The following is a 19,616-nucleotide window of genomic DNA, read 5'->3' on the forward strand; positions in this document are numbered from 1 at the left end:
TCAATCCGTTTTTACCCTAATTTTACAGTGCTAAACCGAGGGTGTGTCCACCTCAGAAAGATTTTCTGAATCAGTTTCTTCTTCATCCCCAGAATTATCCACGTTCAAAGTTACCGCAATAACCCGGTCATCCCCGTCGGCTCGCGAGAAAATCACGCCCTGGGTGTTGCGCCCGGTCTTGGACACTTCGTCCACCCTAGATCGCACGATTTTACCGCCGGCCATAATCACCAGCACCTCGGATTCCTCGTCAGTAACCAATGCTCCTACCAGTTTCCCGCGAGCCTCTACCAGATTCGCGACCTTAATCCCCAGGCCGCCGCGACCCTGGACGCGGTATTCGGATAAATCTGTGCGCTTGGCATAGCCACCCTCGGTCACCACGAACAAATCCGCCCCGGGACGCACCACGTCCATGGTTAACAGTTCGTCATCGTCGCGGAACCGCATTCCGGTCACCCCGGACGTGGATCGTCCCATGGGTCGCAACTGGTCGTCACTGGCAGTAAACCGCAGGGACTGACCATCGCGGGATACCAAAATCAAATCTTCGGTATCATCAGCTAGCACGGCGGAAACCAGCTGGTCGGGTTCACCCTCCGGATCCTCACGCAGTTTAATAGCAATCAACCCGCCAGTGCGGTTCGTGTCATAGTCGGTCAAGTGAGTTTTTTTGACAAACCCGCGCTTGGTCGCCAACACCAGGTATTCTTTATCCTCGAAAGAAGAAATATGCAACACCTGGGCGATGCGTTCCTCGGGCTGGAAGGCCAGCAGATTCGCCACATGCTGACCCTTGGAATCACGCCCGCCCTCGGGAATCTCGTAGGCTTTCGCACGGTAAACCCGCCCAAAGTTCGTAAAGAACAAAATCCAGTCATGACTCGACGACGTAAAGAAGTGTTCCACCTGGTCATCTTCGCGCAGCTGCGCGCCTTTGACCCCCTTGCCACCCCGGCGTTGGGAGCGATAGGCATCGACGCGGGTGCGTTTGGCGAAGCCGCCGCGAGTGATAGTCACCACCATGTCTTCTTCGGGAATCAGGTCTTCGACTGACATTTCCCCGGCAAAAGGCACAATCGCGGTTTTGCGTTCATCCGCCCACTTGTTGGCAATCTCGGCCAACTCGGTGCTGACAATCGCGCGCTGGCGTTCCGGTTTAGCCAAGATATCCTGGAAATCAGCGACCTTCGCTTCCAACTCGGCGTGTTCATCCAAGATTTTTTGCCGTTCCAAAGCCGCGAGCCGCCGGAGCTGTAAAGCCAGAATCGCGTCGGCCTGTACTTCATCGACCGAAAGTAAATCCATCAAGCCGACCCGAGCATCCTCTACCGTGGGCGAGCGGCGAATCAATGCAATCACTTCATCCAGGGCATCCAAGGCCGCCAGGTAGCCCTGCAAAATATGCAGGCGTTCCTGGGCTTTGCGCAACCGGAATTCGGTGCGCCGGCGAATCACATTCACCTGGTGTACCACCCAATAGTGAATAAACCCATCCAGGGACAAGGTACGCGGCACCCCATCTACCAGCGCCAGCATATTGGCGGGGAAAGCATCTTGCAGCTGGGTGCGTTTATACAGGTTGTTCAACACGACTTTCGGCACCGCATCGCGCTTTAACACCACCACCAGGCGGGTGCCAGCCCGATCCGAGGTTTCGTCGCGAATATCCGCAATCCCCTGCAACTGGCCGTCTTTGGTTAGTTGCGCGATTTTCATCAACAGGTTATCCGGGTTGACTTGATACGGCAGCTCGGTGGCCACCAGGCACGTGCGCCCATGCAGCTCTTCCACGTTTACCACCGCGCGTTGCACGATAGACCCGCGTCCCGTCCGGTAGGTATCCTCGATGCCACGCCGCCCCAGGATGGTCGCCCCCGTGGGGAAATCCGGTCCCTTAATGCGTTGCATCGCGGCTTCCAGCAATTCCTCGCGGCTGGCTTCCGGGTGCTCCAGGTACCACTGAGCCGCATCGGCGACTTCGCGCAGGTTATGCGGGGGAATCCGGGTAGCCATCCCCACGGCGATGCCTTCCGCCCCGTTCATCAACAGGTTCGGCACCCTAGAGGGCAACACGGTGGGTTCTTGATTGCGCCCATCGTAGTTGTCCATGAAATCAACCGTGTCTTCTTCGATGTCGCGCACCATCTCCAGCGCCAGCGCCGCCATCTTACACTCGGTGTAACGCGGAGCGGCCGGCCCCAGGTTCCCGGGGCTGCCAAAGTTCCCTTGCCCGGCCACCAGGGGGTAGCGCATCGACCAGGGTTGCACCAGGCGCGCCAACGCGTCATACACCGAGGCGTCCCCGTGGGGGTGGAAGTGCCCCAGGACGTCCCCCACCACGCGCATACACTTGGAAAATCCGCCGTTCGGGCGATAGCCCCCGTCATACATGGTGTAAATCACGCGACGGTGCACGGGTTTCAGGCCGTCACGCACATCGGGCAGAGCACGGCCAACAATCACACTCATCGCATAGTCCAGATAGGACTTCTTCATCTCTTTTTCCAGGTCAACCTGCATAACCCGGTTGGATTCGGCCTCGGTTACCACAGGAGCAGTGGGGTCGGAGGTGACCTGGTCGTTGTTTTCGTTATCTGCCACGGTTTCTTTCCTTACAGTGTTTTATTGGTTTTTCGGTGGTGGGTTTTGGTTTCATGAGGCGCCAGTCGGGCTGGCTGCTCATGAACCACCCACCCCCGTAAGAATCTAGATATCCAAGAAACGCACATCCTGGGCGTTGCGTTGAATAAACGACCGGCGCGAAGCCACGTCCTCGCCCATCAACAGGGCGAAAGTTTCATCAGCCGAGGCGGCCTCGTCCATAGTGACCTGCTTGAGCAGGCGCACCTGCGGATCCATGGTGGTCTCCCACAATTCCTTGGGATCCATCTCGCCCAGACCCTTGTAGCGTTGAATCCCGCCTTCTTTCGGCAGGCGCGCCCCGCCTTCCAAACCCACGTCCAACAGTTTTTCTTTTTCTTTGTCGGAGTATACGAACTGGTGGGGACGATTCGACCACTTCAAACGATACAACGGCGGGGTGGCCAAAAACACGTGGCCTTCCTCAATCAGTGGCTTCATATAGCGGAACAGCAAGGTCAGCAGCAGGGTGGTGATGTGCTGGCCGTCCACATCCGCATCCGCCATCAACACAATCTTGTAATAGCGCAGTTTGCCCAGGTCGAAATCTTCCCCAATCCCGGTGCCGAAAGCCGTAATCAGTGCTTGGATTTCCTTGTTATCCAAGGCCTTGTCCAGCCGGGCTTTCTCCACATTCAAGATTTTGCCGCGCAGCGGCAATATCGCCTGATGGGCGGGGTCACGTCCCGCCACCGCCGAACCCCCAGCGGAGTCACCCTCGACGATGAAGATTTCGCACTGCGAGGCATCCCGCGAAGAACAATCCCGCAGTTTGCCCGGCATGGAAAAACTATCCAGGGCGGTTTTACGCCGGGTGGCATCGCGCGCTTTACGCGCCGCGTTGCGGGCAATCTGGGCGGATTGGGCTTTAAGTAAAATAGCCTTGGCCTCGGTGGGATGTGCGTCGAACCAGTCGCCAAGCTGGGAATACACGGTTTGCTGCACGAAAGTGCGAGCTTCGGTGTTGCCCAGTTTGGTTTTGGTTTGACCCTCGAACTGGGGGGTGCGCAGTTTCACCGAAATCACGGCTGTGAGCCCTTCGCGGCAATCGTCGCCCGAAAGGTTTTCGTCCTTATCTTTTAGCACCCCCAGCGAACGGGCATACTTGTTCATCAGAGAAGTCAACGCGGAGCGGAAGCCTTCCTCGTGGGTGCCGCCTTCGGTGGTGTTAATCGTGTTGGCATAGGTATAAATCGATTCGGAATACGCTCCCGTCCATTGCAAGGCGATTTCCAAGGCCATAGAGTCATCCTGGGTGGCCTCGAAGTCGATGACCTCCGGGTGGACGACCTCGGATTTCTTGGTGGAGTTAATGAAACTCACATAGTCATGCAGGCCGTTTTCATAGCAATAACTGACATGGCGGTGTCCAACCTTGGGGGAATCCGCATCCGCATCCGCATCCCCCGTGACGAAATCGCCTTCATCGGTCACATTGGGTCTCTCATCCGTGATGGTGATACGCAGACCCTTGTTCAGGAAAGCCATCTGTTGAAAACGGGTTCGCAGCGTTTCATAATCGAATTCCACAGTTTCGAAAATCGCGGGATCGGGATAGAAAATCTGTTCGGTGCCAGTTTCAGTGGTTTCTTTCCCGCGCTCCAAAGGTTTAGTGACCTGCCCGCCGTTGCCGAATTCCACGTGCCACTCGTAGCCGTCACGTTTCACGGTGGTTAAAACCTTGGTAGACAGCGCATTGACCACCGAAATACCCACGCCATGCAACCCGCCGGATACCGCATAGGACGATCCGCCAAATTTCCCGCCGGCGTGCAGGATAGTCATCACTACTTCCACGGTGGGGCGATGCTCGGTGGGGTGTTCCGCTACGGGGATTCCACGCCCGTTATCACAGACTTTCACGCTGCCGTCGGCCTGTAGAGTTACTTCAATATGGTCGCAATACCCGGCCAGGGCTTCATCCACCGAGTTGTCCACGACCTCGTAAACCAGGTGGTGCAAGCCGCGTTCCCCGGTGGAACCGATATACATTCCGGGACGTACCCGCACGGCTTCCAGGCCTTCCAGTACGGTAATGTCCGCAGCATCGTAGTGTTCCTCGGGCTTTTCAAAATCGCTCACAGTTTCTCCTTGTTTGCGGCACGCTCGTTTGCGGCACGCTCGCCTCTATAACCGGCGTACCCGCCTCCATAATCCTACACTTTTTTAAACCAAATGCCCCTCAGCGCCACAAAAACCCCCTTTTCGCGGCTTTAACCCGTAAAACGGGTTTTAAACCGCCGCTTGCGCTAGCGGCGAAGAAGCCGCAAAGCAGAGAATCAATAAATCCGACCATGGAAATTCAACCGTAGGTGTCACGCGGGCCGCGACCCGGAACCGAGAGGCGGCCGTGTTTCCACGAAGGGACTACCGGGCCGCGAATGATTACTTGCTTGACTGTGTCCGACCCAAGACGCTCGGCCAGGCGTTTTTCGATTTGCGGTATCAGCCATTTGAGCTGGGTCGCCCAAGCGGTGGAATCACAACGAATCGTGAGTTTCCCGGCCTCGAAACTCTCGATTTTAGTGTGTGCACCAATCTCCGATCCGACATATTCCGACCAGCGACTCATGACCTCTTGAATATCCAAAGCTCGCTGCCAACCCTGGCGTTTCACGAAGTGTTTCCCCAGAAAACCCAAGGGTTGCGGATCATAGCGGCTGGGTCGCGCCCCGGTTCCCAGCCGCGCCACGCCGGGATTATCGGCAATGAATTTCCGTAATTCTTCGGGCTTGACCCCTAGGCGAACCGCCATTTTCTCGCGATATTCCCTGTCGAGTTCGCTTTGTATATCGAGGGCATCACTGGGTCGCGCCCCGGTTCCCCCGAAGCCGCGCACCTGGCCGGCCTGGGGATAGAACCCCATTTTGAACATAATCTCTTGGTATTTAGCCAGAATTTGGCGCGGCAGTTTCGCGCGCATCCGAGGGTATCCCTTTGCATAGTCAATCTGTGTCACCACTGTCCTGCCTTCCAAAAGGGGTGATGGTTTCGCTGGGGTCGGGGTTGTTGTCAAACGGCTGGGGTAAAACCTGGCTTTCTCGCTGGGGATTGAGTACCACCCGAAACACTTGGGCGTGTAAATCCTCGGGGAGTTCAGTGCCGACAGCGCTGGTAATCCACACCTGATCGGCCGCCTCGATAGCCCCCAATATGGCAGCGCGCCGGTGTGAATCCAATTCGGCAAACACATCATCCAATAACAATACGGGGGCATCCCCCAGACGTTGCCGCAGCAAATAGAATTCAGCCAGGCGCAAGGCCAGGGCAAAAGACCAGGTTTCTCCATGCGAAGCATAGCCTTTAACTGGAAAATCATGCAGGCAAAATTCAAGGTCATCGCGGTGTGTCCCGCAAAGGTTTACCCCGCGCCGCGCCTCGTCAAGGTGGCGCGACCGCAGTGCCGCGCGAATCTGGGTTTCTAAAACCGAGGTATCGGCAAACATGATTTGACGCGCGGAAGCATCTATTCCCAAGGTTTTACTTATATTGTCTCGATATGTCATCCTCGCGGTGGCGGGGTTTTCGGCCGTCGGGGTGGCTTCGTTGGGGTTTGTTTCGGATTCATGAGGGGCTTGTCCGGCGATTTGGGCGTAAATTCCAGGTAAAAGCTGCTGGAGTTCCAAAGTTATGTCCTGGCGCGAACGCATCACTTTAGCGAAAAGTGGCACCAGGGCATCATCCCAAATTTCAAGCTGGATTTCGTCTAGCACCTCATGACGACGCGCTACATCACGCAGATAAGCCGCGCGCTGGCGCAAGGTCTTGTGTAAATCCGCCTGCACCCCCGCCAACACCGGGTGCAACTGCAGCGCGATGCGATCCAAAAAACTGCGTCGCACCCCCGGATCACCGCTGATAAGCTCCAAATCCTCGGGGGCGAACAACACCGTCGAGAGGTGTCCCACCAGGTCACGGGGACGCACCTTGTGTCGGTTCAACATGGCTCGGTTGGCTTTGCCTGACACAATCTCGATTTCCAGCAAATCGCTGCGCGGCTCGGGGGTGATGCCGGGACTGACCCGGGCGCGAATAATCCCGGCATGCGGGGTTTCCTCGGGGTTGCCACGAAAAATCAGCGCCGCATCGTTGCCGGCTCGGTGCGTGGACAACACGGCTAGATAATTCAAGGCTTCTACCAGGTTAGTTTTGCCCTGACCGTTGGCTCCCAGGAACACGTTAACCCCCGGCTCCAGGCTGATAACCAGTTGTCGATAGCTGCGAAACCAGTCCAAAGCCAGGTTGGTGACAAACACTAATCCTCCTGAAAAACCCGAAATTTAGCCCCAAAACCCGCCTAAAACCGGTGGGAAGGCGGAAGGGGGTGGCTAGATGGCAGTGCGAATCGGCATAATCAGGTATTGGAAGTCGAGGCTATCATCCCCGGTTTCTTCTTTTTGTCCAGTGATTATCACCGGTTTGGTTTCGTCTTTAAAGGACAGGCGCACATAGGGTTCATCTACCACCGATAACCCTTCGATGAGCATCCGCGAATTGAAAGACACCGAGATATCCGCGCCGTTTAGCTGCACTGGAATCGCATCGGTGGCGGTGTTTTCCCCACCGCTGCCGGCTCGGAACTCGAGGGTACCTTGGGTAAAGGACAGGGTTATCTGTTGGTTGGAAAGATTGGCGGAAACAATCGCAACACGTTTAGCGGCGGCGACGAAATCACTGACTTTCACCACGGCCACAATATTAATCGGCTCGGGGAAAATCCGGCGCACATCGGGATAGTTTCCGTCATTGACCTGGCTGGTGAACAAGCGCCCCCCGGCCGAGAGTCCCACCAGCGCCGAGGACTCATCCTCTCCGTCCACTGCCAGGGAAATACTGCCACTACTGGCAATATTCTTGGCCGCGTCCGCAATATTCTTAGCCTTTACCACCAAATCCTGATTTATCTGGGGATTTGTGGCCTGCCAGGGGATTTCTTTCAAAGCCATGCGATAGCGGTCAGTGGCCAGAACACAGAGTTTCTCGGGGCGAATCTCGAGAGAAATTCCGGTTAAAAGCGGCAAGGTTTCATCGCGCGAAGCCGCGATGGAAACCTGCGAGATGGAATGAGAGAACACCTCGGCATCAACTTGACCAACGACCTGGGGCAATTGCGGTAACTGCGGATAGTCTTCTTCGGGCATAACCAACAGTTGTTGGTGAAATGACCCACAGGTGATGTGCAGGTAATTGTCTTCGGTTTTGAAACTTACCTCGGAGATTTTATTCGGCAAGGCTCTAGCGGTTTCACTCAGGAGCTTGCCATCTACCACCACCGTGCCCTCGGTTATGAGCTCGAGGGGTTCAACGGTGACCCGAGCCGAAACATTGTAGTCGTAGGACGCGAATTCCACCCCGGCGCTGGTGGCCGCAATGTGCACCCCGGCCATAACCGGCACGGCAGGACGCTGGGAAATGGTGCGGGAACTCCACGCTACCGCCTCGGCTAAGACCTCTCGATTCAAGATTAATTCCACGATTCCTCCAAGGGTTCTCAAAGCTATTCAAGCCTAGCCTATAACACGCGGTCCTTTGTTGGAGAGTCGCAGTAAAAAAATTTTTTAAAGAATTGTAATTGTCATAGGGCATGTGAATCCTGGGGAAAACCCGATTTTTTCTGGCTACGGCTCAGAACTACAAATGTGTGGTTATGTTGATAAAACCGTGGTTTCAGGGGTCGAATTGTGGAAGTAAAGTTATCCCCAGATTCTTCCCCAAGCCAACCCCCACTTACCCACAGGCTTATCAACAAGTTTTCCCAAGGGTTTTTCCACCGTCATCCCCAGGTTTCCACCGGGTGATTCCACAAGCTGGGGAAAATAATCCGAGGAATTAAAGATAAAGACAGATTTACGGCAATTTGCGGGGAATCCTGGTATGCACCTCATGAACCCCACCATACCTGGACTTTGCCCGTGATGCTTGCGGCTGCGTCGTTTAAGGTAATTCGGAAACGGCCAAATTAGGGGTGTTTTTAACGCCTTCGCGCGGTGGCGGTGGTGCTCTTTGAGTTTCACCCGCGCACCGCAGCGCGCCGTATTTGGTTCGTAATCTCGGTAATCGACTGGTATGTCTGGGAATCCTCGTTGATGGTTTTTTCGATTTTCTTTACCGCGTGCATCACCGTCGTGTGGTCACGCCCCCCGAAAGCCTCGCCGACTTTCGGCAGCGATAACTCGGTCAACTCCCGACACAAATACATCGCGACCTGGCGCGAATTAACCACGGTACGCGACCGGTCGGTGGACATAATTTCGTCAACCTCCAACCCGAAATACTGCGCGGTCTGTTCAATAATCATCTGTGGGGTGATGTCGCGGGTGTTGCGCCCGGTAATGAAATCGCGCAAAATCTCTTTCGCGGTGTCAAGCGACACGGAACCACCACCCGACAAAGCCGCATAGGCCGTAACCCGCAACAGGGCACCTTCTAGTTCGCGAATATTCGAAGAAATATTCGAGGCAATGTATTCCAAGACCGCGTCGTCGTAGCCCTGCAGATTCTCCTGGGCGGATTTGCGGCGCAAAATCGCGATGCGTGTTTCCAGGTTCGGCGGTTGAATATCGGTCAGCAGCCCCCACTCCAGGCGGCTCTTGATGCGTTCCTCGAAGGATTTCAGTTCCTTGGGGGGCACATCCGAGGTAATCACCACCTGTTTACGCGCGGTGTGCAGGGTGTTAAATGTGTGGAAAAATTCCTCTAGGGTTTGTTCTTTACCTTGCAGGAACTGGATGTCGTCAATCAGCAAGAAATCCACTTCCCGATATTTGGCTTGCAATTCTGGGAAAGTCTGGGTGGCAATGGCGTTGATGAAGTCATTGGTGAATTCCTCAGAGGACACGTAGCGCACCTTGGCCTGGGGATACAGTTCCAGGGCATAGTTACCGATGGCGTGTAACAGGTGAGTTTTCCCCAGGCCGGAACCGCCATAGATAAACAGCGGGTTATAGGCCTGGGCGGGTGAAACTACCACGGATTCGGCGGCGGCGGCCGTAAACGAGTTCGACGATCCAATCACGAATGATTCGAAGGTATACATGGGATTTAGCCCGGTGTTACGGTCGATTTGCATACTGGCTGGTATCGGGGCGGGGATGGTGGCGGGGTTGGCCAGGTTGCCCGTGGGGGTGGTATTGGGGGTGGTTAGGGACGGGTTTGGGTTGGGGTTTTCGAGGTTGGGGTTGTTTTCACGAGGCGCCATCCCGTTTGGCGACGTAAGCGGTGAGGTTATCCCGATATTTTTCGGGGTGGCGCCCGGCGTGGTGGCGGAATTCTGTTTTACCAGGCCTTCATCAACCGTGATTACCAGGTTATTGATGGTTTTACCCAAAATTTTTGAAAATGCGGCTTTCAAATCCGGGGTGTACTTGGCATCAATAATGCCTTTGACCATCGTCCCGGGCACCGCCAGTACTGCGGCATCTTCGTTGTGTGCCAAGGCCTTGGATTGGCGCAGTAACACCAAATCAAAATCACTAATTTTCCCGGATTCCCGGAGTTCATCCAGGGCTGGACTTAAGAAATCCCCGGCTTCATAGGATGTGGAGGTACCAGAAGCGACCAAGTTAACACACCTTTCACTGCGACGGGAGAAAATCTGTCTAAAGCTTGGCATAAATTCTTAAATCCACAAAGTTTTCCACAGTCTGTGGATAAAGTTACACGCTTGTAACTTCCGGGTGTTCTGCGGTGTTAGCGAATTTTTTTCCTGGGGGTGCCCTCGCAAGTTTAGGTGGCTTTCACCTGAATTTGCGCCGCTGGCGGCTTATTCACTACAATTGGGGTCTGTCTTGTGACCAACTTGAGGCTCGGGAAAGTTCTCGGGATTATATTTTATGCAGGAGTGAAAGTGACTAAGCGTACCTACCAGCCACATAACCGTCGCCGTGCTAAGAAGCATGGTTTCCGCAACCGCATGGCTACCCGCGCCGGGCGCGCCGTGATTTCCGCGCGTCGTCGTCGCGGCCGGAAGCAACTCGCGGTCTAGGTTTTGCTGGCCAAAGTAAACCGTTTGGTGAAAGCCACTGAATATCGTCTGGTGATGCGACGCGGGCAGCGCCGCACTCAAAGGCATTTCATTGGTTTTCAATACTGGCAAGATTCTAGCTATCCCGCCAGGATTGGTTTGGTGGTGCCCAAGAAGTCGGTACGACTGGCCACTAGACGTAACTTGGTGAAGCGCCGGCTGCGGGGAGCAGTACGCGAACATTTAGGTGAATTTCCCCCTGGCAGTCTGACGGTTTTCCTGGCTCGACCCGCCGCCGATAAGGTAGCATACCGTGAACTTGATAGTCAGTTAGAATCACTTATTGCAGGCTGGCAACGCCCCCAGCAAAAGAATTGAGAACGATGAGCGTAACACATTTATGCAGAAGCATTTGGCATCTCCCGGCCAATAGCGCTCGTTTTCTGGTGCATCTCTACCAGCATAGTTTCTCGTTAGTAATCGGGCCGCGATGCAAATATTACCCTTCCTGCTCCCGCTATGCCGACCTTGCTCTGGAAGTGCACGGTCTGGGCAAAGGGCTGCTGCTTATCGGATGGCGCCTCATGCGCTGCAACCCCCTGAGCGACGGGGGGGTCGACTACCCACCGGTGCGTGGAGCGTGGAAAAACCCGTGGCATGCCCCGGGTTCTGTCACCGCTGCCGCCTACGCTGAAAGCCCTGCCGTGCGTGACGGTAAATTCTCGGAGGTTCTGCCGTGTTGCTAACTATTGTTCCCGCTGCGGGACCCGGTAATCTTGCGCTTTACGACAAGATTCTCTATCCCTTTATGTGGGTTATCGGTTGGATTATGCGCGGGATTCACGAGTTGCTAGCCCTGGCTGGTGTCAGCAGCGGGGCTGGAGTCGGCTGGGTACTGTCAATTGTGGGCTTGACAGTTTTCGTGCGTTTGCTGCTGGTGCCCCTGTTCGTGAAGCAAATCAAGGCCACCCGTGCTATGAGCTTGGCACAACCTGAGATGAGCGCCATCCAAAAGAAATACAAGGGTAAGCGCGACCAGCAGTCTATGATTCGGATGCAAGAGGAAACCCGCGCGGTACAGCGTAAATACGGAGCCTCTATGAGTGCCTCTTGCTTGCCGATACTGTTTCAAATGCCGGTTTTCTTTGCGCTTTACCGACTTTTGTACAATATGAAACCCATTGCGGATGGGGTGCTGCCAGGGCATGATTCCATCGGTGGGATGGGGCAAGTACAAGCCCAGGATTTGTGGCATTCCACTTTCTTTGGGCAATCACTGGGTTTGACCATGTTCGGGCCGGGCTCCATAATGTCGACGAAGATTGTGGTTGGCTTGATGGTGGCTTATTTGGTGCTGTCAATGCTGTTCCAAACCGCGTTTTTGACTATGAAGAACATGAGTCAAGAACAGTTGAATTCTGACAATCCCATGGTGAAATCCACCAAGTCTATGATGTACCTGATGCCGCTGATGTACCTGTTTACTGGGCCGGTGGTACAGGTTGGGCTGTTGGTGTATTGGGTGACCTCTAATACCTGGATGATTTTGCAGCAGTTCTTTATTATGCGCGCTTTCCCCACTCGCGGTTCGGCTGCCGCAAAGTGGCGCGAGGCAGCTCATGAAAAGAAATTCGAAGCCTTCCGCGAAAAGGAAGAAGCTAAACTGGCGGCTGAACTCGAACGCATTGAACTTAACGAGGAAGGCCTTAACCACAAGGGCGTCCAGGTGGCAATTCGTCAAGCCCGCTTGAACCACATTCATTTACTGGAAAAACACCGCATGGAACTGGGTTTACCCGAGATAAACCTGGGCACTGTCGATGCTGTGGGGAACACGGCGGGGCAGCGGATGCAGCCCGGCCAGAAGGGGTGGGAACAGTACAAAGCCCAGTTCGAAGCCGATATGGCCGAGGAACGTGCCGAAACCGAGGCGGCGCGCGAGGATGTCGTCGGGAAAGATGGACTGACCGCCGCCCAGCGCGCCCAGAAACAAGCCGAACGACGCGCCGCTGAACGTCAAGCCAAGAAGAAGAAACAGAAGCAGAAAAACAACAAGAGGAATACATCACACTAGTTACACAAGAGAAACCGGGGATTACCATGACTGCCATTGATGATATGAACGACATTGAAATCATCGAAGAAGAAACCGAAATCGTCGCGCATCGCGGCACTAAGTTAGAGCGTCTCGAGGCCGAAGGCGATATTGCGGCCGACTACCTCGAGGAATTGCTGGATATCGCTGACTTGGATGGGGATATCGAGATAGACGTGGAAAACGGGCGTGCCCTGGTTGAAATCGTCACTGACGGGGAACCTGACCGGCGTCTGCGTCGCCTGGTGGGTCGTCACGGGGAAGTCCTGGAATCCCTCCAAGAGCTCACCCGCCTGGCGGTGCAAACCCAGACGGGGGAGCGTTCCCGGTTGATGCTCGATGTTATCGGTTACCGCGCGGATCGCCGTGATGAACTGCAAGCCCTGGTGGAACAGAAAGCCGCCCAGGTCAAGGATACCGGCGAGCCGGTGCGCCTCGCCCCGATGAATCCCTTCGAACGTAAGGTCTGTCACGATGCGGCCGCCGCCCTGGGTCTCTATTCGGAATCCGAAGGGGTGGCACCCAACCGCTATGTGGTGCTTTCCCTCGATGAAGCCGACAGTGACGATGCGGATTACGAAGCCACCGACGCGGAATCGGATTCATGAGTAGCCATCCGGAGGATGCGGCCAACTCCCTTGAAATTCATCCCGAGGTGGAACCCGAAGGGGTCGGCAGTTACTTTGGATTTCAACGCAATGCCATGCGGTATTTCGTGGAACTGCTGTGCCACGAAGGCCTGGAACGCGGGTTGGTCGGACCCAAAGAACCCGCGCGGATTTGGTCGCGCCATATTTTGAATTGCGCGGTGCTCAGTGATTTTCTGCCCGAATGTACTTCCGTAGCTGACGTAGGCAGCGGTGCCGGGCTGCCCGGTCTGGTGCTGGCTATCGCCCGGCCGGATTTGGATGTGACCCTAATCGAGTCCATGGATAAACGCTGCCAGTGGCTAGAGTGGGTCAGTGCGGAACTCGACCTAGATAATGTGCGAGTGTTGCGAGCTCGGGCAGAGGATTTACACGGGAAAGAACATTTCCCCTTTGTGACCGCCCGGGCGGTAGGGAACCTGAGTACCTTGCTGGGCTGGGTGGCACCCCTGGTGCGACCCAAAGGAACCATGCTGTTTTTGAAAGGTGAATCCGTGGCCGGCGAGGTCGAGGCGGCGAAACAGCATAACGTGTTTCGCAAATGCCACGTGACTTTCCCCGAAATCCTCGAAGTGGTCACCCCGGTTACCGGTGAAATCACCCGCGTTGCGCGCCTCACCAAACACTCCTAACTTATAACCTGCTATTGCTCCCTGAAGGTTCACCTGTGTTTGTTGCGCTCTGACCGCTCGCGGGTGCTGTCCGCCACCCACGCCTGACGGCTCTCGGGTCCGCCTCGCTCGATAAAACTCGAAATGTTTCACGTGAAACATAAAGAATCATGCACCACCAGCCCACCTGCTGCCCTGCATCACCGCTTCGAGGCCGGATTATGTGAAAGATATGAAATTGCGCAGGCTCGATACAACCGCTGTGTTTTTTTGCTACTAAAAAATTAGAGTAGCGGCTATTTTTTGGCCTCGGAACTGTTGTCTGACGTGGAAAGACTATGGTACATTATGAGGTATGAGTACCTGATAAGACGTAGACAGGTACTCAGATTCATAACCTACCCACCCGTCATAGGTGACGGAAAAATTGAAAGGATAAGACAATGACAAACTGATGATGTGGTTCAGTTGACGAAAACGGAAGAATTTTCAATACTCACGGAGTTCATCAGCTACGGCGTCGAAAAGGACACAGTACAGAACCTAGTTAAAAGGTATAAAGCTGGGCACATGTTGGATTCCATGAACCCACGAGTTGAACCTGTCAAAAGGGAAGCAAAATTACTGACTATGGCAGGTACAATCATCGCATCTTGTGCGGATTTATGACCAATTTCAGATTTGATCGTATAAGTAACACGCAGGTGCGCTTATCGGCTGATTTTGATGTCGCATTTAAAGGCTTCCCAGCTGGGTGGACGGCTTGGATGCAAGTCAATGTCGATGGCTCTTCTGCGTATACAACCCACAATTGATTTACTCGTCGCATCGAAAGGATTAACGTATGCAAGCGGCAGTCGTAACAAGTATTTTCGGAATCATTCTTAGTATCGTAACCGTGGTTGTAGTAGTTGTTTTTGCTGTTGCAATTTGGCGATACATTCACCGCGACACTAAGAATACATCTCAGATTTCTAATTCTCATTCAGAAGCACGCTTTTAGCCTTACTTGGAACACCTCCTAGTGTGGTGCTAGTAATCTTGAATATTTTTGTTTAGCCTACAGTCAGAAATGCCTGTAGGCTAAACCTTCAAATGGCTAATCATCTGGAAATCGTATCACTTCGATCAATTACGATCTAGCCCGCATCGCGTGCCTCGCCAAACATTTGTAATTTCCAATTGCCATTTTTGTTTGGCGTGCGGGTGGGTGGCGGGTGCGCGTCGGCCACCTCCGCCCGGCGGCTCGCGGGTGCGCGCTCGCGAGACGAAGAGGGGTGTTTTAGTGCTTCGGCGGCGGCGGCAAATCGTTGCCGCCGCTTAATCGCCTTCGCCAGTTACTGCGCCGATATGCGGCTGACACCGCGCGGCGCAGCCCCTCAACTTTTGCTGACACAAAAGTTTCACCCCTCAGTCTCGCTCCGCGTCGCACTCCGCTTAGCCGCTCGCGTTACGCTTCTACGACTTCGCTTAGCCGCTAGGGGTGCGCGCTCGCGAGACGAAGAGGGGAAGTTTCCCCTCAACTTTTTGCTTGCGCAAAAAGTTTCACCCCTCAGTCTCGCTTCGCGTCGCACGTTTCCGCACCACCATCGCTCACTCAGACTATGCATCAAATGTTTCACGTGAAACGGTTTCGTGGCGGTGATGCCCAGGCCAGGATGGGATGGTGGTGCGGGATTTTATATGTTTCACGTGAAACATTTGGAGTTTTATCGAGCGAGGCGCTCGTGCGGGGTGGCTATTACGGCTTCGCCGTTTGCGGAGTTTCGGCGGCGACAGCAAATCGTTGCTGTCGCTAGCCGCCTCCACACGGTGACTGTGGCGATGTGCGGGCTTTGCCCGCGCGCCACAGCGTGGCGATTCATGGTTTACCGACATTTCTCTTAGCGGCGTAGCCGCTAAGAGTTATAGGACAAACCATAGCTAGCCCGGCCGTTTCGATTCAGAGCGCCAAGCGGATGCGTCCCTGCGAGCGGCTAAGCGGAGTGCGACGCGAAGCGAGACTGAGAGGTGAAACTTTTTGCGCAAGCAAAAAGTTGAGGGGCTGCGCCGCGCGGTGTCAGCCGCATATCGGCGCAGTAACTGGCGAAGGCGATTAAGCGGCGGCAACGATTTGCCGCCGCCGCCGAAGCACTAAAACACCCCCTCTCCGTCCCGCGAGCGCGCACCCGCGAGCCGCCAGGCGGAGGTGGCCGACGCGGACCCGCGAACGGCCAGAGCGCCAAAAGCACCTCATGAAAAAGCGAACCGGTGAGAGTAAAATTTTTGCGTACTACCAAGCGCAGAGAAGAGTAGTCTGTGGAAAAAAGTTGATGATTGTTGATTTAACGGGGATAAATCTGTGGATAACTTGTGGATTAAAAGTGTAAAGGGAAACGATTTTTTCAGGGCGAAACATGCACTAAACTGGTTACAAAGGAAGGAATAACAGTGGACTTTGAAGAACGCCCCAAGGTGCTCGTGCCTCACACCGAACGTGAACATTCGATTCATCGCAATCTTCGCCCTCATGTCCCTAAATCAGAGGACGACACTCCGATTGCCCGCGACCTGCGTAAAGCGATGGAGCTACGGCGCAAAGTCAGTGACTTGGATGTCCCGCAGCTGACCCAGAATCATGTGGTGGCGGTGGCTAACCAAAAGGGTGGGGTGGGTAAGACCACGACGGTGGCGAACGTGGCGGTGGCTTTGGCGCAGCGCGGGGTGAAGGTGTTGGTCGTGGATTCTGACCCCCAAGGTAATGCTTCGACAGCTCTGGGGATTGAACACACCGTGGGGACACCATCTCTATACGAGGTAATGGCGGGGAAAAAGGTACTGCAGGATGTGGCGCAGCCCTGCCCGGATGAACCGAGTTTACTGGTGGTTCCGGCTACGGTGGATTTGGCCGGGATTGAGATGGAACTGGCAGATGACGAGGAACGCGCTTATTATCTACAGTTGGTGTTGGATACCTATCTCGAGGATCACCAGGGTACTTTGGTGTTGATTGATTGTCCGCCATCTTTGGGTTTGTTGACCTTGAATGCGTTTTGCGCGGCTAGGTGGGTGTTGATACCGGTTCAGGCAGAGTATTACGCCTTGGAGGGGATTTCCCTGTTGACGGATACGGTAGAGAAAATTAAAGCGGGTTTGAACCCGAAGTTGGATGTGCTGGCCTTTTTGGTTACAATGTTCGATCGACGCACGAATCTGTCTTCCCAGGTAGAGTCGGATGTGCGTTCGCATTACCCGGATCAGACTTTAGAGACGACAATTCCGCGTCAGGTGACGATATCAGAGGCTCCGTCGTGGCAGAAAACGGTGGTGTCTTACGACAAGAATTCCCAGGGCTCACTGTCGTATCAGATGGCCGGGGTGGAGTTGTTGCGGAAGTTACAGGAAAAGGAAAGTTAGGATGGCAAAGAAACGCGCGTTGGGCAGTGGTCTGGGGGCTTTGATTCCGCCGGCTCCGGCCAGTCGCGGGGTGGATGTGATTGTGCCGCCAAAGCATGGCTCGCAGGCTAGCCCGGAGGACGCGAAGGTACATGATTTGTTGAATCCGCGTTCCCCGCGCACCCAGACGAAGGCTAAGGGTAACTCGAAATCTAAAGGAGAGCCCGAGTTGGTGGCGGTGCCGGGGATGCGTATGGCCGAGCTTCCGTTGCAGTCGGTGGTGCCGAATCCGAATCAGCCGCGTGAGGTTTTCGATGAAGAGGCCTTGCGGGAATTGGCTGAATCGATTAAATCTGTGGGTGTGTTACAGCCGATTGTGGTGCGTCCTTTAGAGGATTCTGGTGGCGAATCACGCTACGAGCTGGTGATGGGGGAGCGCCGCTGGCGAGCCTCGAAGCTGGCGGGTAAACGTCAGATTCCGGCGATTATCCGCGAAACAGCGGATGAGGATATGCGTCGGGATGCGTTGCTGGAGAATCTGCAGCGTGTGAATTTGAATCCCTTGGAAGAGGCCGCTGCGTACCAGCAGATGATTGCGGAGTTCGGAATTACACAAGAGCTTTTGGCGAAGAAATTATCGCGTTCCCGCCCCCAGATTTCTAATACCTTGCGTTTATTGAAACTGCCGGCAACGGTGCAGGTTAAGGTGGCGGCGGGGGTGATTTCGGCGGGTCACGCTCGGGCTTTGTTGGGTATTGGTAATCATGAGGCGATGGCTGCTTTGGCGGACAGAATCGTAGCGGAGGGCTTGTCGGTTCGAGCAACCGAGGAAATTGTTTCCTTGGGCGAGGCCGAGAAACCGAAGCGGGAACGCAAACCGAGGGTGAAGCCGGCGTTGAGCGAGCACCTCATGGAAAGTAAAACGAAACTGGAAGATTTACTGCAAACTCGGGTTAACCTGCAGGTGGGCAAGCACAAGGGCAGTATTTCTATCGAGTTTGCCGACGAAGCCGACCTGAACCGAATCGTCGAATTTATTTCGCGCCATTGAGTTCTTTTTCTTGTGCTACGGTGACAGCGAGGCGACGGATACCCTCGCGGATTTCTTCCTCGGGGGGATAGCAGTAGGCGATACGCAGGTAATCGGTGCCGCGTCCGTCAGTATAGAAAGCCGAACCGGAAACATAGGCCACCAGATTTTGTACCGCGCGTGGCAGCATATCCCAGGTGTTGATACCCGACGGGAAATGCACCCAGGTATAGAAGCCACCTTTAGGTTGCGTCCAGGTGCAATCCGGCAAAAACTTTGCCAGGGCTTCCAGGGCGGCGCGCGCCCGGCCTCGGTACATGACCCGGAACTTGTCGACTTGGCCATACCAGTCGAAATCCCGCAGATACGTAGATATGGTCATCTGGGCGGCCATCGGGGGGCACAGGATAGCGGTTTCGTTGGCGACTACCAGTTTTTCGGTGATTTGCTTGGGCGCTAAAACCCAGCCGATACGAAACCCGGGGGCGAACATCTTGGAAAACGACCCCAAGTAGATAATCCCCTCGGGGTTAAGGGGTTGCAAGGCGGGGAACAGGTGCCCATCGAAACCCAGCAAACCATAGGGGTTGTCTTCGAGAATCAAAATCCCGTGGCGGGCACAGATTTCGACTATCTGGGGGCGGCGGGTTTCCGCTAGGGTCATACCCCCGGGGTTGTGAAAATTCGGCACCGTATACAGGAATTTGGCCGGTCGTCCGGCCGCCTCCAGAGCCGTGGCGGCTTCCTCTAGAGCCTCGGGAATCAGTCCATCATCGTCCATCAACACGTGGTGCACGTCACACTGGTAGGAGTGAAACACGGACAGTGCCCCCACATAGGACGGGGCTTCCACCAGGATGGGTTCGCCCGGGTCAACAAACAACTGGGTTACCAAGTCCAGGGCGTGTTGTGACCCGCAGGTAATGGTCACATTGGCAGCGGAAGCTGAGATTCCCTCTAAGCTCATGATGTCGGTGATTTGCTCGCGCAGCGCCTCGTATCCCTGGCCGCCGCCGTATTGCATCGCGGTGGCCCCGTTTTGGTCGAACAGTGTCCCGAAAGAACGGGCGATATCATGTAATGGTAAATCCTTCAGATTCGGCATTCCCCCGGCCAAAGAAACAACTTCTGGGCGGGAAGCCACCGCGAACAGGGCGCGAGTTTGGCTGATTTTCAGGTTCTGGGCGCGAGCCGAGAAAGCCGGAGCCCAATCAATGTGGGAATGCGTATTTGAATCCATAAATAAAACCTC

Annotated in this window: 15 protein-coding genes; 8 read left to right on the plus strand and 7 right to left on the minus strand. The window is 54.9% G+C overall.

What is annotated here, in order from left to right:
- Window positions 1–30: 30 nt before the first annotated feature.
- The 6 genes from gyrA to dnaA all read right to left on the minus strand — a co-directional run bounded on the left by gyrA (window position 31) and on the right by dnaA (window position 10,255).
- Complete coding sequence (gyrA, locus tag F4555_RS09940; RefSeq protein WP_004015403.1) at window positions 31–2,604, minus strand: DNA gyrase subunit A; 2,574 nt, start codon at window positions 2,602–2,604, stop codon at window positions 31–33.
- A gap of 105 nt (window positions 2,605–2,709) precedes the next feature.
- The gene (gene gyrB / locus F4555_RS09945; RefSeq protein ID WP_004015401.1) at window positions 2,710–4,725 is read right to left on the minus strand and encodes a DNA topoisomerase (ATP-hydrolyzing) subunit B; all 2,016 of its coding nucleotides are present in this window, start codon (window positions 4,723–4,725) and stop codon (window positions 2,710–2,712) included.
- A gap of 220 nt (window positions 4,726–4,945) precedes the next feature.
- Window positions 4,946–5,605, minus strand: a complete 660-nt coding sequence (locus F4555_RS09950) for a DciA family protein (protein WP_255312835.1) — start codon at window positions 5,603–5,605, stop codon at window positions 4,946–4,948.
- On the minus strand, window positions 5,589–6,899 hold the full coding sequence (gene recF / locus F4555_RS09955) for a DNA replication/repair protein RecF (RefSeq protein WP_115325675.1): 1,311 nt from the start codon (window positions 6,897–6,899) through the stop codon (window positions 5,589–5,591). The genes F4555_RS09950 and recF overlap by 17 nt, the downstream gene beginning before the upstream one ends.
- 72 nt (window positions 6,900–6,971) lie before the next feature.
- Window positions 6,972–8,117: a DNA polymerase III subunit beta gene (dnaN, locus tag F4555_RS09960; protein WP_004572096.1), complete on the minus strand. Its 1,146-nt coding sequence runs from the start codon at window positions 8,115–8,117 to the stop codon at window positions 6,972–6,974.
- 536 nt (window positions 8,118–8,653) lie between these two features.
- On the minus strand, window positions 8,654–10,255 hold the full coding sequence (gene dnaA, locus F4555_RS09965) for a chromosomal replication initiator protein DnaA (protein ID WP_004013503.1): 1,602 nt from the start codon (window positions 10,253–10,255) through the stop codon (window positions 8,654–8,656).
- 234 nt (window positions 10,256–10,489) lie between these two features.
- Between dnaA and rpmH the strand changes: the two genes are divergently transcribed.
- From rpmH to F4555_RS10005, 8 genes are all read left to right on the plus strand, one after another.
- On the plus strand, window positions 10,490–10,627 hold the full coding sequence (gene rpmH / locus F4555_RS09970) for a 50S ribosomal protein L34 (RefSeq protein ID WP_004013502.1): 138 nt from the start codon (window positions 10,490–10,492) through the stop codon (window positions 10,625–10,627).
- Between the two features lie 27 nt (window positions 10,628–10,654).
- Window positions 10,655–10,984 (plus strand): ribonuclease P protein component, encoded by a 330-nt coding sequence (gene rnpA, locus F4555_RS09975; RefSeq protein ID WP_231282841.1) that lies wholly within the window; start codon window positions 10,655–10,657, stop codon window positions 10,982–10,984.
- 5 nt (window positions 10,985–10,989) lie between these two features.
- The gene (yidD, locus tag F4555_RS09980; RefSeq protein ID WP_081455765.1) at window positions 10,990–11,352 is read left to right on the plus strand and encodes a membrane protein insertion efficiency factor YidD; all 363 of its coding nucleotides are present in this window, start codon (window positions 10,990–10,992) and stop codon (window positions 11,350–11,352) included.
- Window positions 11,343–12,680 (plus strand): membrane protein insertase YidC, encoded by a 1,338-nt coding sequence (gene yidC / locus F4555_RS09985; RefSeq protein WP_004015394.1) that lies wholly within the window; start codon window positions 11,343–11,345, stop codon window positions 12,678–12,680. The genes yidD and yidC overlap by 10 nt, the downstream gene beginning before the upstream one ends.
- Before the next feature lie 26 nt (window positions 12,681–12,706).
- Complete coding sequence (locus F4555_RS09990) at window positions 12,707–13,309, plus strand: Jag family protein (protein WP_004013499.1); 603 nt, start codon at window positions 12,707–12,709, stop codon at window positions 13,307–13,309.
- Window positions 13,306–13,980: a 16S rRNA (guanine(527)-N(7))-methyltransferase RsmG gene (gene rsmG, locus F4555_RS09995; RefSeq protein ID WP_004015943.1), complete on the plus strand. Its 675-nt coding sequence runs from the start codon at window positions 13,306–13,308 to the stop codon at window positions 13,978–13,980. The genes F4555_RS09990 and rsmG overlap by 4 nt, the downstream gene beginning before the upstream one ends.
- A 2,409-nt stretch (window positions 13,981–16,389) precedes the next feature.
- Entirely contained in the window at window positions 16,390–17,355 is a 966-nt protein-coding gene (locus F4555_RS10000) for a ParA family protein (protein WP_004013494.1), read from the plus strand.
- Between the two features lies 1 nt (window position 17,356).
- Window positions 17,357–18,385 carry a ParB/RepB/Spo0J family partition protein gene (locus tag F4555_RS10005; RefSeq protein WP_004013493.1) on the plus strand — a complete coding sequence of 343 codons (1,029 nt, stop codon included), beginning with the start codon at window positions 17,357–17,359 and terminating at the stop codon, window positions 18,383–18,385.
- Here the strand turns inward: F4555_RS10005 and F4555_RS10010 are convergent.
- Complete coding sequence (locus tag F4555_RS10010) at window positions 18,369–19,604, minus strand: aminotransferase-like domain-containing protein (protein WP_004015939.1); 1,236 nt, start codon at window positions 19,602–19,604, stop codon at window positions 18,369–18,371. The two genes, F4555_RS10005 and F4555_RS10010, sit on opposite strands and share 17 nt — an antisense overlap.
- Window positions 19,605–19,616: the final 12 nt, after the last annotated feature.

The organism is Mobiluncus mulieris, from assembly GCF_014204735.1.
Classification (GTDB): domain Bacteria; phylum Actinomycetota; class Actinomycetes; order Actinomycetales; family Actinomycetaceae; genus Mobiluncus; species Mobiluncus mulieris.

Excerpts from the sequence above, each read along its gene's own strand:
- rsmG (WP_004015943.1), top strand. The coding sequence starts at position 13,306 with ATGAGTAGCCATCCGGAGGATGCGGCCAACTCCCTTGAAATTCATCCC.
- F4555_RS10005 (WP_004013493.1), top strand. The coding sequence starts at position 17,357 with ATGGCAAAGAAACGCGCGTTGGGCAGTGGTCTGGGGGCTTTGATTCCG.
- dnaA (WP_004013503.1), bottom strand. The coding sequence starts at position 10,255 with ATGCCAAGCTTTAGACAGATTTTCTCCCGTCGCAGTGAAAGGTGTGTT.
- yidD (WP_081455765.1), top strand. The coding sequence starts at position 10,990 with ATGAGCGTAACACATTTATGCAGAAGCATTTGGCATCTCCCGGCCAAT.
- F4555_RS09990 (WP_004013499.1), top strand. The coding sequence starts at position 12,707 with ATGACTGCCATTGATGATATGAACGACATTGAAATCATCGAAGAAGAA.
- F4555_RS10010 (WP_004015939.1), bottom strand. The coding sequence starts at position 19,604 with ATGGATTCAAATACGCATTCCCACATTGATTGGGCTCCGGCTTTCTCG.